The following is a 13,712-nucleotide window of genomic DNA, read 5'->3' on the forward strand; positions in this document are numbered from 1 at the left end:
GCCAGCCAGTCATGGCCCGGACCCGGTCCAGCTCCACACCCACACAGATGGGCAGCCACAGCAATGGCGACGGCGGCAACTGCCTGGAAGTCGCGGACGGGCACCCCGGCATGTCTCCGTCCGTGACTCCAAGCGCCCGAGGGCCCGGTGCTCGTTCTCCCCGCGTCCGTGTGGACGCCGTTCGTCGAGTCCGTCAAGACGGCCTGACCACCGCCTCCTCGGCACTACCGACCCGGCCACACGGGTTCACCGCCCCGGACCGGCCGAGTCGCGGCAACGCGGTCAGGCTCCGCTGACGGCAGGCAGCTCCGAGTGGTCCGTCCGCAGCACGGCGCGCACCAGGGCGCGGCCTCGTGCGGCCGTCCGGACGCGGAGGGCGCTGTCGTCGTCGGGGCGGGGGCCGTCGACCGGGCGGGCGCAGTCACGACAGGTGCCCTCGTGCGGTATCGGGCGACCGCACTCGTCGCACTCGGCCCAGCGCGGCATGGCCGGGCCGGGCGGCTCGGGCGTCGAGCACTCGGGGATCGAGGGCTCAGGAGGTGGGGGCAGCTTCCGGACCAGGCGGTTGCGCAGGATCGCCGAGGCGGAGTGGATACGGGCAGGCAGCCCGCCCAGGAGGGCCCCGGCGAGGTCTCGGTGGTCGTAGCCGCGTTCCAGCCAGGCGGAGACCAGCGGCGCAAGGGCGAGCGCCGTGCCGAGCCGCAGGCGCGGTTCCGGACGGATCACCCGGAACAGCGTGGCGACGGCCGCGCCGCGGGCGTCGGCGGTCGAGGGATCGACATGGCCCCGGCCGGGCCCGGCCCCGAAGACCTCGTTGACCGTGAGTACATCCCGGGCCGCGGGCACCTCCGGCACCGTGAGCGTCTTCGGCATGAGGGACGTCTCCACTGGATCGCCCGTTCCCGTGGCAGCCCCGCCGCCGCGAACCTCGGCCGCCTCGCACGCGTCGGCCGCGCTCGGCCGCTGACGCCGACCGGGGAGGGAGGGTCTTTTCCCACGGTTCTTTACGGGGTTGGCGCCCCGGCCACCGACGATCGGCTCACCGGAACCCGGACGGCTGATACCCGGCACGACCTGGCGTACAAGAGCCGTACCCGAAACGGGCTGCGGAGTGTCGTAGACATGGGCTTCGCTGACGAAAGTCCCGTCGCTGCGACGGACCTTGTGGACCCGGTAGTACCCGAAGGCCGTCAGCTCCCGCAGGGCCTTCGCGACCGCGAGACGGCCCTGCGGACTCGCGTCGGCCATCCGCCGGCCGTCCTCGGACCAGCCGTCAGGACGGGAAAGAAGGTCGGCCAGAAGGCCGCGGGCGGTGTAGGACAACCGCCGGTCCTGCAACAGCGCGTTGGGTAGAACCGTGAAACCGCGCGTATGGCGGCTACGATGAATCTGCATGAGGAGGGTTGTCTCCTTGTGCCAGGCCCCGGAGCGTTGGCGCGCTGCCGGGGTCACCTTATTGAGTTCGAGGTGACAGAACGTACCACGTTCGACACGTTCGGTTTCCCTGTCGGGCCAACCCCCCTTGAACGCGGACCGGTTGGAGAGCGCCCCCGCGAACCACTCGCCTTCCGTCGCGGACCGCAACGAACCCGAACCGGCCTGAGCCAGCCCGGCCCAGTCCGCCCAGTGCACCGGCCGGCTCCATCCGCCCGGCCGTGTCCCCCTCTCGGCAGGAGCAACAACGTGCACCAGCTCACGTACGACGACATCAAGGCCGCCACCGACCGGATAACCGGGCACGTCCGCCCGGTCGCGGTCGCCCCCGTCGACCCGGGAACCATCCGCGCGGCGCACGGCGCGGCCCTCGACGACCGACCTGCGGAACCCTGCGAGGCCTGGTTCGCGCTGGAGTTCATGCAGCACACCGGCTCCTTCAAGGCACGCGGCGCGCAGAACTTCATCCAGGCCCACCGCGAGGCCAAAACCCTGCCGGACGCGGGCGTGACCATCGCCTCCGGCGGCAACGCCGGGCTGGCCTGCGCGTGGGCCGCCCAGCAGCAGGGCGTGCGCGCCACGGTGTTCCTGCCGACCGTCGCCCCAGCGGTGAAGGTGGCCAAGCTGCGCGACTTCGGGGCGGACGTGCGGGTGGTCGGCGCGGAGTACGCCGAAGCCCTCGAAGCGTGCGAGGAGTTCGCCGCCTCGTCCGGCGCGCTCGCCGCGCACGCCTACGACCACCCGCTGATCGCCGCCGGGGCCGGCACCCTGCTGGAGGAGATCCACGCCCGGATCCCCGGTCTGGACACCGTGGTGGTCGCGGTCGGTGGTGGCGGCCTGTTCGCCGGAGTGGCCACCGCTGCCCGGCACCACGGAATCCGCACGGTCGCCGTCGAGCCGGAGAACTGCCGGGCGCTGAACGCCGCCATCGAGGCCGGTCGCCCGGTCGACGTCCCCGTCGACTCGGTCGCCGTCGACGCCCTCGGCGCCCGCCGTGCCACCGCGCTGGCCCTGGACGCCGCCCGCCAGGACGATGTCCGCTCCGTCCTCGTACCGGACGGCGAAATCGTCCGCGCCCGCCAGGAGTTGTGGGACCAACGCCGCGTCGCTGTCGAGCACGCCGCCGCCACCGCACTGGCCGCGCTCACCGCCCCGGACCTTCCGGCCGGGCCGACAGCGCCGAACCTCGGCTACCGGCCGGGCAGCGGCGAGCGAGTCGCCGTCGTGCTGTGCGGGGCGAACACCGACCCGAGCGACCTGGTGCACCCGGCCGAGAACTGATATCCGGTGGCCGGCCCGGCCATGACGGCAGCCCCGCAGGTCAAACGGTCTCCTGAGGGCCGCCACCTTGTCACCGAAGGCGTCCCTCTCCGTGATCGAGGAAGCGGCAGAGGAGAACCGAAATGGTGTGCAGCCGGATCGACTTGAGCACCGCGACCTGGCGCAGGAGCAGCTACAGCAATTCCTCCGGCGGCGGCGACTGCCTCGAAGTCGCCGACGGTCACACCGGCATCGTCCCCGTCCGCGACTCCAAGCGCCCCGAAGGACCGGCCCTCGCCATCGCCGCGTCCGCCTGGACCCCGTTCGTCGAGTCCGTCAAGCCATCCCGACCCGCCGCAACGTCGTCAAGAACCCTCCGGGCAGCCCTGGTTCGTGGGCATAGGCGGGACGTGAGCCGAACGTCAGCGGTGAGCCGAAGCGTGGGAACGCCGCTCAGACCCCGCCACGAAGCCGAATCCAGCAGATTGATCACAACCCGATGCGTGCCGTGGGTTGCGGACAGTGGTGTTGCGCGCCGGGTGGGACGGCCGGGCTGACCATCGGGTCAACGGCCAGGACTGTCTCACCCGGCGCTCCAGGAGTCCGGCGCGCCGCCCCGGGGCTACCGGGTCGGCTTGTTCCGAGGAAAGGAGATCGTCACTTGACGTCGACGTAGTCGCCGGCCGCGGTCGCGCCGCCGGTCGTGTTCGTCTCACCGAAGGTCCATCGCCAGTAGCCGTCGGCGGAGGCGGTGACCGTGGTCTTCAGGGCGCCGGTCGAGCTCGCCTTCACGATCTTGACCGTGTTGTACGTGCTGGTACCGGCTTTGCGGAACTGGAGCTTGGCCGCCTTGCCACCGAAGCCGGTGTAACTGTGCTTCACCCAGTCCGCGCGGGTGATCTTGCCGGTGACGGTGAGCTTGCCGCCCTTGGCGACGGGCTCGGGCGAGGCGTCGACGGTGACCTTCGCCGCACGCTTGACCCGCACGGTGGGCGAGAGAGGCAGATACTCCTCGCTCTTGAGCCCGCCCTTCGCGTTCCAGATGCGTACCCAGACGGCGCTCTTCCAGGTCGTGGCGTCGTTGTTCGAGTCGAGGGTGTATCGCGGGTCGATGTGCAGCTCGCCCTCGCAGTCGGCGGCCACGGAGCCGTCCTCACAGGCGGTGAGCACCGTGTAGATGGCCCCGCGCTCCGAGGCCTTGGCGGGGGTGGTGTCGTGGTACAGCAACAGGGAGGTGTTCACGTCGGACTGCTTGAGGCCGGACGGCCACGACACGCGGTACGTGAATGTGGGGGAGACCTCTGCGGACGTACCCACGATGATGGACTTGCCCTTGTTCAGGACCAGGTTCGACACCTTGACGCCGGTGTCCGCCGCCTGCGCGGACGGCGCGGTGAATGCCCCCAGGGCGAGCGTTCCCGCGACCACGACCGCGAAGCCGGATCTGCCTGCGCGCATGCGCAACCTCTTGTTGGTGAGGGACTGGTATGAGTCCGGTAAGGGAAGAATGGATCGCCGCAGGCTAACAGCCCCCGAACGGGGTCCGGTTCGAGGGTGCCGGGCTCGAACCACCGGCCCGACAGCCTCGTGACGGGCGAAGCCGAGACGGATGACCTTCTCGGGATCAAACCCCTGCAGGGCGCCAATCGCCACGGCCCGGCGGCCCGGCAGGAACGAGGCCCTCCTCGGGCCGCAACAAGCCGACGGGGAACCGGAAAGGGCGCGCCCGGTATCCGGGCGCGCCCTCAAGCAGGCAACGCGCAGTGTCGCGAATCGCGTCAGCGGTCGAAGCGCTCGCGGGTGTCGTCCGCAGCGTCCCGGACCCTGTCACGGCCCTGCTGGGCCTTGTTACGGCCCTGCTGCGACGTCTTCGGGGCCCGCCCGGACGCGCCCTGCGTCGGGGCGCGGCCCGCGTCCTTGCCCTCGTTCTGCTTGCGCTTCGCCTGGTCGGCGAGCTCCTGCGCCTTGTCCTTGAACTGGTCTGCGATACCCATGCCGTTCACTCCTAGTGGGTGCGTGGGGGACGGCCTGTAACGGCCTCGACCAGAGTTACATGCCCCGACATTCATCGCATTTCGATCACTTACTCTGTGTACGCACCGCCCGCGCATCCTGGTCCGCCGCGCCCCCCGCGCCTACGAGTCCCTTGCTCACGCCCTCCAGCCGCGCTCCGAACCGCCGCATCTCGCGCTGTCCGACGACACCGATCACCGCGGGAAGGCAGCCCCGCACGGACTGCATCCCGCGCAGCCACCACTGCGCGTACACATGCGCCGACCGCCGCTCGATACCGGCCACGATCCGGTCGACCGCCGGGCCCAGCGGATATGTCCGGTTCGACGGCCAGGGCAGCCGCTGCCGCAGTTCCCGCATCACGTCGTCCTGGTCGGCGCCCCGCACCATGTCCGTGTCGGTCCAGGACAGATAGCCGACCCCGACCTTCACCCCGCGGTGGCCGACCTCGGCCCGCAGGCTGTGCGCGAACGCCTCCACGCCCGACTTGGACGCGCAGTACGCGGTCATCATCGGCGCCGGGGTGATCGCCGCGAGCGAGGCGATCTGCAGGAAGTATCCGCGACTCTCCATGAGCACCGGCAGGAAGGCCCGCCCCGTCACCGCGCCGCCGATCAGATTGACCTCGATGACCCGGCGCCATGCCTCCGGGTCCGAGTCGACGAACGGACCGCCCGACGCGACTCCGGCGTTGGCGACGACGACGTCGACCTTCCCGAACCGCTCCTTGACCTGCTCGGCGACGCGCGCCATCGCCTCGTGGTCGGTGACGTCCGCGAACCAGTGGTCGCTCTCCGAGTACAGCCGCTCGGAGACCTTCTTCAGCTCGTCCGGTTCCAGGCCGACCAGCGCGAGCTTGGCTCCGCGCGCCGAGAGCTTGCGCGCCAGCAGTTCGCCCACGCCACGCGCCGCGCCCGTGACGACGACGACCTGTCCTTCGAGACTCCGCCTGTCGCTCATGCGACATCCTCCTTCTCGGCCGTACCGTCCACACCGTCCGCGCCGCCCGCCGGGACGTACGCGGTGACGAGCTCCCGGATCTTCGCGGTGACCGCCTCCGGCGCCTCCACCGGTGTCATGTGGCCCATGCCCGCCAGCTCGGTGAGCCCCAGGCAGTCGGGCAGCGCCGCCGCGATGGCACGGGCGTGCACGAGCGGCGTCAGCCGGTCCTCCGTACCCGCGATCACCGCCGTGGGCACCCGCAACTCCCGTACCCCCGCTTCGAGATCGAGCTCGGCGAGGACATGCCCCCAGGCAATCCTGGCCGCCCGCGGGCAGGCGTGCACGATCCTGGCGCAGATCTCGACCCGTTCGGGTGCCGAACCCGCTCCCATCGTGCCGTACTTGAGTATCCGCCTGGAGACCGGTGTGACGGGCCCGAGCGGGGCACGCGCCCCGAGAATCGCGCGGGTCATCCGGGTACGGACGGCCCCGGCCCGCAACGGCACCACCAACGACTCGGCGGTCAGCCGCGAACTGCCGGTGCTGCACAGCAGTACGGCGGCCGCGTGCTCACGCAGCCCGGCCCGCCGCGAGGCGGCCATCATCGTCATCCCGCCCATGGAGTGCCCGGCGAGCACGGCCCGCTCACCCGGTTCGAGGGCGGTGGCCAGTACCGCTTCGAGGTCGTCGGCGAGGGCGTCCGTGCTGTACCCGTCGCGGTGGGCCGCGGGCGAACGGCCGTGGCCCCGCTGGTCGTAGACGACGACCCGGTGGTCCACCGCGAGGTCCCGGATCTGCGCGGCCCAGAAATGGGTGTTGCAGGTCCAGCCGTGCGACAGAACCACCGCGGGGGCGCGGTCCTGCCCGTGCACCTCGACATGGATCCGGGCGCCGTCGGCAGAGATCGCGGTCAGTTCGCGCGCGGGGACCGGCGGGGCGTCGTCGCGCCGCAGCAGCCGGCTCATCCCACGATCTCCTCGACGACGGACCGCTCGGGGGCAGCGGCCTGCTTCGGTACCCGGACGACCTCGTACTCCGCGAGATCGACCGACCGCGTCACCTTGCGGAGTTCCGAAGTGGTGCCCGGCCAGACCGTCGTGTTGCGACCGCTCGCGTCCAGGTACCAGCTGGTGCAGCCACCGGTGTTCCACACGGTGCGCTTCATCCGCTCCTGCACCCGGCGGTTCCAGGCCCCGACCGCCGAGGGCCGCGCGTCGAGTGCGACACGGCCGCCCAGCACGTTCAGCCGGCGCAGATAGTCGGCCATGTAGTTCAGCTGGGACTCGATCACGAGGATCATCGAGGAGTTCCCGAGCCCCGTGTTGGGGCCGATGATCGTCATCCAGTTGGGGAAGCCGGTCACGCTCGCACCGCGCAGCGCCTGCATGCCGTCCTTCCAGGATTCCGCGAGCGTGATGCCTTCCGCGCCCACCACCCGGTCGGCGATCGGCATGTCGGTCACATGGAAGCCGGTGCCGAAGATGATCGCGTCGACCTCGGCCTCGGTACCGTCGGAGGCGACGACCGTGGAGCCGCGGACCTCGGCCAGGCCGGAGGCGACCACCTCCACATTGGGCTGGGCGAGCGCCGGGTAGTAGGCGCTGGAGAGCAGGATGCGCTTGCAGCCGATGCGGTACGAGGGGGTCAGCTTGGCCCGCAGCGCCGGGTCCTTGATGGACCGCGCCATGTTGGACTTGGCTATCGTCTCGACCAGGCCCAGCTCGTTCGGGTGCTTGGTGAAGGCGCTGACCTGCAACTCCCTTATGCCCCAGAGCAGTCCGCGGCGCGCGGTACCGGTGAGGGGGAGCGTGCGGTGCAGCCAGCGCTCGGCGCCGCTGATCCTGCGGTCCATGCGCGGCATGACCCACGGCGGGGTGCGCTGGAAGAGCGTCAGCTCGGCGGCCTTCGGCTGGATCGAGGGCACGATCTGGATGGCGGAGGCTCCGGTGCCGATCACCGCGACGCGCTTGCCGGTCAGGTCGTAGTCGTGGTCCCAGCGGGCCGAGTGGAAGACCTTGCCGGGGAAGCCGTCGAGCCCGGGTATGTCCGGCATCTTCGGGTCGGAGAGCGGGCCGGTCGCGGAGACGACGACATCGGCGGTGAACGTGGCCCCGCCCGCGGTCTCGATGACCCAGTGGAGCTCGTCGCGCTCCCAACGCATCATCATCACTTCATGGCCCAGCCTGATGTGCGGGCGCAGCCCGAAGGTGTCCGCGACATGCTCCAGGTAGGCACGGATGTGCTCCTGGCCTGAAAAGGTGCGCGGCCACTCGGGGTTGGGGGCGAACGAGAACGAGTAGAGGTGGGACGGTACGTCGCAGGCGCAGCCCGGATAGGTGTTGTCACGCCAGGTGCCGCCGACCGAGTCGGCCCGTTCCAGGACGACGAAGTCCGTGATGCCTTCGCGGCGCAGCCGGACCGCGGCCCCGAGGCCCCCGAATCCGGATCCGATCACCGCCACTCGTACGTGCTCGTGCTGGGCCATGCTGCCGCCTCCCGCGGTACGTCACACGACTCTGCCAGCAATCACTGGCATTGTTGGGAGAGTAGAGCAGCTCCGTACCGATGGGTAGGGGTGCGACGAGGGGAAGTTACCGGCGGTAGAACATAGGGTGCGGGTGTGGCTGAGGGACGCGAGCACCGTGAATACCGGATGGAGGAGCTGGCCAAGGAGGCCGGCATCCCCGTGCGGACCGTGCGCTTCTACCGGGAGCGCGGCCTGATCTCACCACCCCGCCGCGAGGGGCGCATCGCCTGGTACGACGACCACCACCTGGCCCGGCTGCGCACCATCGCGGGCCTGCTGGAGCGCGGCCACACCCTCACCGGCATCGCCGATCTCGCCCGCACCTTCGAGAGCGGCCGCGATGTCGCCGAGGTGCTGGGCCTGGGCGAACCGACCGAGGAAACCCCGGTCCGCCTCACCCCCGAACGGCTCGCGGACTACTTCGAGGGCGAGGTCACCCCCGAGAATCTGGCCGCCGCCCTCGACCTGGGATATCTGGCCACCGACGGCGACGAGATCGTCCACATGAGCCGACGCCTCCTGGAGGTGTCGGCCGAGCTGGTACGGGAAGGGGTGCCGCTCGCCACGGTGCTCTCGGCCGCCCGCCGGGTCCGCGAGCACGCGGACGCGCTCGCCGAACTCTTCGTGAGCGCCCTCGAAGCCCACAGCGATGAAAGGGAACCGCCCCAACTGCGCCCGCTGGCCCGCGCGGTGGTGGACGCCGAGCTCTCCATGGCCCTGGACCGCCGTCTGCGACACGAGAACACCGACCGCCCACCGCGGGGACCCGCCTCCTGACGGGGGACGAGCCAAGGGCCCCACCGCACACGCCTGGCGGAGGGACCCTGATCAGCGCCCGCCCACCGCGGGGACCCGCCTCCTGACGGGGGACGAGCCGAGGGCCCCACCGCACACGCCTGGCGGAGGGACCCTGATCAGCACACCCCCCGCATGCCCTACAGGTCGAAGACCACCGTGACCGGCGCATGATCGCTCCACCGCTCGCCGTGCGTCGCGGCCCGCTCGACCCAGCCCTTCACCGCGCGCCCGGCCAGCCCCGGCGTCGCCACCTGGTAGTCGATCCGCCAGCCCGTGTCGTTGTCGAAGGCCCGCCCGCGGTAGGACCACCACGAGTACGGCCCCTCCTCCTCCGGGTGCAGCGCCCGTATGACATCGACGTACTCGGCCTCGCCGAAGACCCGGGTCAGCCACTCCCGCTCCTCGGGGAGGAAGCCGGAGTTCTTCTTGTTGCCCTTCCAGTTCTTCAGATCGGCCTCCTGGTGGGCGATGTTCCAGTCACCGCACACCACGACCTCACGACCGCCGGCCGCCGCCCGCTTCCTGAGGCCCTTCAAGTAGGGGAGAAACGCGGCCATGAACCGTTCCTTCTCGTCCTGCTTCTCCGTGCCGACCTCACCTGAGGGCAGATACAGGCTCGCGACCGTGACACCGGGCAGGTCGACCTCGATGTAGCGGCCGCTCGCGTCGAACTCCTCGCTCCCGGCGATCCCGAAGCCGCCGAACCCGATCTGCACGCGCTCGGGCGCCCGCCTCGCGTAGAGGGAGACACCGGCCCGCCCCTTGGCAGCGGCCGGTGCGTGCACGACGTGCCAGCCCTCGGGGTCGCGCACCTTGTCGGGCAGTTGCTGCGGCTCGGCCCGCACCTCCTGCAGGCAGATCACATCGGCTTCGGTCCGGGCCAGCCACTCGACGAAGCCCTTCTTGGCGGCGGCGCGGAGCCCATTTACATTGACGGTGGTCACAGTGAGCATTACGGCACGATACCGACATCCAGTGGACGCATATCTGTACCATTGCTCGCATGAATATCCATCCTCGGTCCTTCGATCACGCCGATGCCGTCAAACTCAACGACCAGGTGCAGCTCGAGTACGCCGAGCGATACGGCGACGAGGGCGACGTCACACCGCTCGACGCGTCGATGTTCGAGCCGCCGAACGGTCTGTATCTCCTCGCCTACGACGCGCAGGACCGCCCGGTCGCCACCGGCGGCTGGCGCTCCCAGGAACAGAACGACGAGGGCTACTCCGACGGCGACGCCGAGATCAAGCGGATGTTCGTGATACCCGAGGGCCGCGGCAACGGGCTGGCGCGCCGCATCCTGGCCGCCCTGGAGGCCGACGCGCGGGCGGCGGGCCGTGGTCGCATGGTGCTGGAGACCGGGGACAAGCAGCCCGAGGCGATCGCGCTGTACACGTCCAGCGGTTACACCCCATGCGAGAAATTCGGCCACTACCGCACGTACGAGAACAGCATCTGCCTCGCGAAACCGCTGCGGTAGCAGGTCTCACCGCCCCGGGCCTCAGGCCCCGGCCGCGTACCGCCAGAACTCCCGCATCACCGCGGGCGGGGTCGGTCCGGCCATTTCCAGCTGAGTGAGCAGGACGGTGACCGTGCCGGTGGACGGGGTGAGGTGCGCCGCCGTTCCGGTGCCGCCCACCCAGCCGTAGCGTCCCGGTACGTTCCAGGGGTCGATGGCCTCGACATCGACCGAGCCGCCGAAGCCCCAGCCCTGCCCCTCCAGGAACAGCGTGCTGTCGTCACGCTGCGCCTGCGTCAGATGGTCGGTGGTCATCTGCCGCACCGACTCGGCCGACAACAGCCGCCGTCCGTCGGCACTGCCCTCGGCGAGCAGCATCCGGGCGAAGGAGTACCAGTCGTCCACGGTCGAGACCAGCCCGCCGGCACCGGACGGAAACACCGGCACGCTGCTCCACTGCCCGTCGGGCGCATCGACCAGTTGGAGACCGCCGCCGCCCTCCGGGTCGGTCCGGTAGTAGCTGGTGAACCGGTCGAGCTTGTCGGCCGGTACCGCGAATCCGGTGTCGGCCATACCCAGCGGCGCGAACAGTCGCTCGGCCAGGAACTCGGGCAGCGGACGGCCCGAGACCCTGGCGATCAGCACGCCCAGGATGTCGGAGCAGGTGTTGTACAGCCAGGCCTCGCCCGGCTGGTGCAGCAGCGGAATGCGCGACAGGGTGGCCATCCACGCGTCCGGCGCCTCGATGAACCGGGGCTGCGGCGGTCCTTGTTTCAGCTCGCTGAACAGCAGTCCGACCACCGGCAGCGAGAAGTCGGACGGGAATCCGCACCCGGCCCGGAAGGTGAGCAGGTCGGCCACCGTGATCGCTCTGGCAGCCGGGACCACGTCGTCGACCGGGGAGGCCGGGGTGCGGACCACCTTCGGTGCCGCCAGTTCCGGCAGCCATTGCCCGACCGGGTCGTCCAGTGCGATCCGGCCGTCCTCGACCAGCATCATGACGGCCGCGGCGATGACGGGCTTGGTGATGGATGCGATGCGGAAGATCGAGTCCCTGGCCATCGGGGCCGTGCCGTCCGCATCGGCGGAGCCGACCGCCGTCACCTCGACCCGGTCACCATGGGCGACCAGGCCCACGGCTCCCGGCGCCGCCCCACCGCCGACATGCTTCTCCAGGAGGTCGTGCAGATTGCTCATCGGTCCACCCTCTCGCCAGTGCGCTCGGAAGCAGGACTGCCGCACCGCCCCGGACTCATCGGTCCCGGACGTCACTCCCTCCGGCTCAGCACACCCGCCCGACACCCACGTAGAAGCCGCTGCGTTCCCGCACCGGTGCGGGCTCCTGCTGGTACCACTCCGTGGCGAACACCAACCCGGGCTCGACGAGGCCCAGGCCGTCGAAGAAGGGCCCGACCTCGCTTCGGGTACGCATCCGCAGTGGAATCGCCCCCTTCCTGTACGCGGTCTCGGTCTCCTGCTGGAGCTCGGGATGCCGGTCGGCCGTGCCGTAAGAGAGCACCAGGAAGCTGCCCGCGGGCAGGGCGTCGACCAGGGTGCGGGACGAGATCGACGACCAGGTCGCGGAGGCGTTCGATGCCTACCTGTCCGACCGACTGGCGGAACCAGGACCGCTGCGCGAGTCCCTGGCCGCTGGGCGCGGTGCCCGGGTGGTGCTGGGCACGGTCGCACTCGGTGCCCTCGCAACGGCGCTCGCACCACCCGGCGTTGCCGCCATCTGCTGGATCCGGGGCGCGATCACGTTGATCGATGTCACCTGGCTGTGGGCCGCTCGCCGCCATTGACGGTCCGTGAGGACCCTTCCCCTCATGGGTCCGTCGCGAAAGGCGGGCCCGGAACGACAAGATCCCGCCCGATCTTTCGATCGGACGGGATCTTGTGTGTGCGGTGGACCTGTGGGGATTTGAACCCCAGACCCCCTCGATGCGAACGAGGTGCGCTACCAGACTGCGCCACAGGCCCTTGCAACGAGTGAAACTTTAGCACCCCCGCGGGGGTGCTCGGAAATCCGGTCCGCGCTGGTCAACCGAGTCGGTGTCGCAGCAGGGCCCGAAGGGGCTCACTCGTTGGCGGCACGGGGGCGTTCCCCGTCCTCGTACTGGTCGAAGAGCGGGGTCCGGCCGCGGTCGCGGGTGCGGCGGGACTGGCTGGTGCGCTGGCGCGGCGCCGGGTCGACGGGGGGTGCCACGGGGTGCGAGGTGCCCGTCTGGGTGGGCTCGGCGGTGCTGGAGCGGGCCGCGCTCCAGGTCTCCGGGTTGCCGACCTCGACGCCGCCCGTGGCGCGCGGGGCGACCGGCGCGGTGACGTACGTCGGCAGGGGGACCGGGACCGGCTCCCAGCTGTCGCCCTGGACCCGGCCGCGTTCGCGCTGCTGGTCGACCCATTCCGCATGGTCCGTCTGCTCGACCAGGGCGCGGCGGCCGGCCTCCTGCGGGGAGACCACCGGTGCGGGCTCGGGCTCGGGCTCGGGGCGGCGCCCTTCGGGCTCCTCGTCGGCCTCGGCGGGGGCCGCCGCGGCCGGCTGGTGCCTGCGGGAACGGCTTTCGCGCAGATGCTGCGCCGCCACTTCGGCCCGGCGCCGGTCCATGGTGAAGGCGAACCGGCGTCGCTCCTGGGCGCGCAGATGCACGATGTACGTGCTCAGCAGCACCGCCGGAACCGCGGGTGCCCAGAGGAAGCCGAGGCCGCCGACCGCCGCAACGACCGCGCCGAGGGTGAAGGCGAGGAAGAGGACGACGGTGGTACGCCGACGGCGCGCGAGGACCTGGAGTCGCTGGGCGCGCCGGACGCGCTCGGCGTCCGTCCCGCCGGTGCGCGGGCGCGCGCGCCGCGCGGCACCGGGTTCGGGGCGTTCCCGGCCCGGGCGCGCCGGGTCGTACACCCGGGCTTCGGTATGCGCCTCAGGCGCGGCGAAGGCCCGGACGTCCACGGAATCCATTCGGTCCGTGACGACGTCCGGGTCGGCGTCGGGCCCCGCCTCCTCGGTGCTGCGCTCCCGCAGCTCCTTGGCATACCGGCGCTCCATGGCCGCCCGTCCGGACAGCAGCCGGATGGCGGTGCTGAAGCGTTCCGTCGGACGGGCTTCATTGAGCTCGTCCTGCCTGCGGAGCCACATCGGCACCAAGTAGGCGGCCCAGGCCCCGACGATGACTGCGTAGATGAGGCCGCTGCTGCTCACGTCTCACACCGTAGAGGGGTTTGCGCGGGGGCATCCGCCAATTGGCCCGGTGTGTCGCACGATCCGGCTGATATCAAGGA

At 70.9% G+C, this 13,712-nt stretch carries 13 protein-coding genes, 1 tRNA gene and 2 pseudogenes; 5 read left to right on the forward strand and 11 right to left on the reverse strand.

What is annotated here, in order from left to right; translation table 11 throughout:
- Positions 1-282 precede the first annotated feature (282 nt).
- Positions 283-1,395 (reverse strand): hypothetical protein, encoded by a 1,113-nt coding sequence (locus IEZ15_RS19025; protein WP_189278316.1) that lies wholly within the window; start codon positions 1,393-1,395, stop codon positions 283-285.
- 288 nt (positions 1,396-1,683) lie between these two features.
- On the opposite strand from IEZ15_RS19025, the gene IEZ15_RS19030 reads away from it, so the two are divergent.
- The gene (locus IEZ15_RS19030) at positions 1,684-2,715 is read left to right on the forward strand and encodes a serine/threonine dehydratase (RefSeq protein WP_189278318.1); all 1,032 of its coding nucleotides are present in this window, start codon (positions 1,684-1,686) and stop codon (positions 2,713-2,715) included.
- Between the two features lie 122 nt (positions 2,716-2,837).
- Positions 2,838-3,035 (forward strand): annotated as a pseudogene (locus IEZ15_RS44810) (DUF397 domain-containing protein); the annotation flags it as partial.
- Between the two features lie 316 nt (positions 3,036-3,351).
- Here the strand turns inward: IEZ15_RS44810 and IEZ15_RS19040 are convergent.
- From IEZ15_RS19040 to IEZ15_RS19060, 5 genes are all read right to left on the reverse strand, one after another.
- The gene (locus tag IEZ15_RS19040; protein WP_189278321.1) at positions 3,352-4,152 is read right to left on the reverse strand and encodes a hypothetical protein; all 801 of its coding nucleotides are present in this window, start codon (positions 4,150-4,152) and stop codon (positions 3,352-3,354) included.
- 320 nt (positions 4,153-4,472) lie between these two features.
- Entirely contained in the window at positions 4,473-4,688 is a 216-nt protein-coding gene (locus IEZ15_RS19045; RefSeq protein ID WP_189278323.1) for a hypothetical protein, read from the reverse strand.
- Between the two features lie 85 nt (positions 4,689-4,773).
- Positions 4,774-5,667, reverse strand: coding sequence for an SDR family oxidoreductase (locus IEZ15_RS19050; protein ID WP_114245005.1), 894 nt, complete (start codon positions 5,665-5,667; stop codon positions 4,774-4,776).
- Positions 5,664-6,614 (reverse strand): alpha/beta fold hydrolase, encoded by a 951-nt coding sequence (locus IEZ15_RS19055; RefSeq protein WP_189278325.1) that lies wholly within the window; start codon positions 6,612-6,614, stop codon positions 5,664-5,666. The genes IEZ15_RS19050 and IEZ15_RS19055 overlap by 4 nt, the downstream gene beginning before the upstream one ends.
- The gene (locus tag IEZ15_RS19060) at positions 6,611-8,134 is read right to left on the reverse strand and encodes a flavin-containing monooxygenase (protein WP_114245007.1); all 1,524 of its coding nucleotides are present in this window, start codon (positions 8,132-8,134) and stop codon (positions 6,611-6,613) included. Before IEZ15_RS19060 ends, IEZ15_RS19055 begins: the two co-directional genes overlap by 4 nt.
- A 168-nt stretch (positions 8,135-8,302) precedes the next feature.
- On the opposite strand from IEZ15_RS19060, the gene IEZ15_RS19065 reads away from it, so the two are divergent.
- Positions 8,303-8,953 (forward strand): MerR family transcriptional regulator, encoded by a 651-nt coding sequence (locus tag IEZ15_RS19065; RefSeq protein ID WP_189278533.1) that lies wholly within the window; start codon positions 8,303-8,305, stop codon positions 8,951-8,953.
- A gap of 158 nt (positions 8,954-9,111) precedes the next feature.
- Here the strand turns inward: IEZ15_RS19065 and IEZ15_RS19070 are convergent, their stop codons facing one another.
- Positions 9,112-9,927 carry an exodeoxyribonuclease III gene (locus IEZ15_RS19070; protein WP_189278327.1) on the reverse strand — a complete coding sequence of 272 codons (816 nt, stop codon included), beginning with the start codon at positions 9,925-9,927 and terminating at the stop codon, positions 9,112-9,114.
- Between the two features lie 50 nt (positions 9,928-9,977).
- Between IEZ15_RS19070 and IEZ15_RS19075 the strand changes: the two genes are divergently transcribed.
- Entirely contained in the window at positions 9,978-10,457 is a 480-nt protein-coding gene (locus IEZ15_RS19075; protein WP_114245010.1) for a GNAT family N-acetyltransferase, read from the forward strand.
- A 21-nt stretch (positions 10,458-10,478) separates the two neighbouring features.
- Here IEZ15_RS19075 and IEZ15_RS19080 read toward each other — a convergent pair whose 3' ends face one another.
- Positions 10,479-11,633 carry a serine hydrolase domain-containing protein gene (locus IEZ15_RS19080; RefSeq protein ID WP_189278329.1) on the reverse strand — a complete coding sequence of 385 codons (1,155 nt, stop codon included), beginning with the start codon at positions 11,631-11,633 and terminating at the stop codon, positions 10,479-10,481.
- Between the two features lie 85 nt (positions 11,634-11,718).
- Positions 11,719-11,994: pseudogene (locus IEZ15_RS19085) on the reverse strand (SAM-dependent methyltransferase); the annotation flags it as partial.
- Here IEZ15_RS19085 and IEZ15_RS19090 point away from each other — a divergent pair.
- Positions 11,990-12,238, forward strand: a complete 249-nt coding sequence (locus tag IEZ15_RS19090) for a hypothetical protein (RefSeq protein ID WP_189278332.1) — start codon at positions 11,990-11,992, stop codon at positions 12,236-12,238. The pseudogene IEZ15_RS19085 and the gene IEZ15_RS19090 sit on opposite strands and share 5 nt — an antisense overlap.
- A 104-nt stretch (positions 12,239-12,342) precedes the next feature.
- Here the strand turns inward: IEZ15_RS19090 and IEZ15_RS19095 are convergent.
- Both IEZ15_RS19095 and sepX read right to left on the reverse strand, forming a co-directional pair.
- Positions 12,343-12,416 (reverse strand) — tRNA-Ala (locus tag IEZ15_RS19095).
- A gap of 97 nt (positions 12,417-12,513) precedes the next feature.
- On the reverse strand, positions 12,514-13,632 hold the full coding sequence (gene sepX, locus IEZ15_RS19100; protein ID WP_114245013.1) for a divisome protein SepX/GlpR: 1,119 nt from the start codon (positions 13,630-13,632) through the stop codon (positions 12,514-12,516).
- Between the last annotated feature and the right edge of the window lie 80 nt (positions 13,633-13,712).

Origin of the sequence: Streptomyces atratus, from assembly GCF_014648655.1 — a bacterium.
In the GTDB taxonomy this organism is placed as follows: domain Bacteria; phylum Actinomycetota; class Actinomycetes; order Streptomycetales; family Streptomycetaceae; genus Streptomyces; species Streptomyces atratus.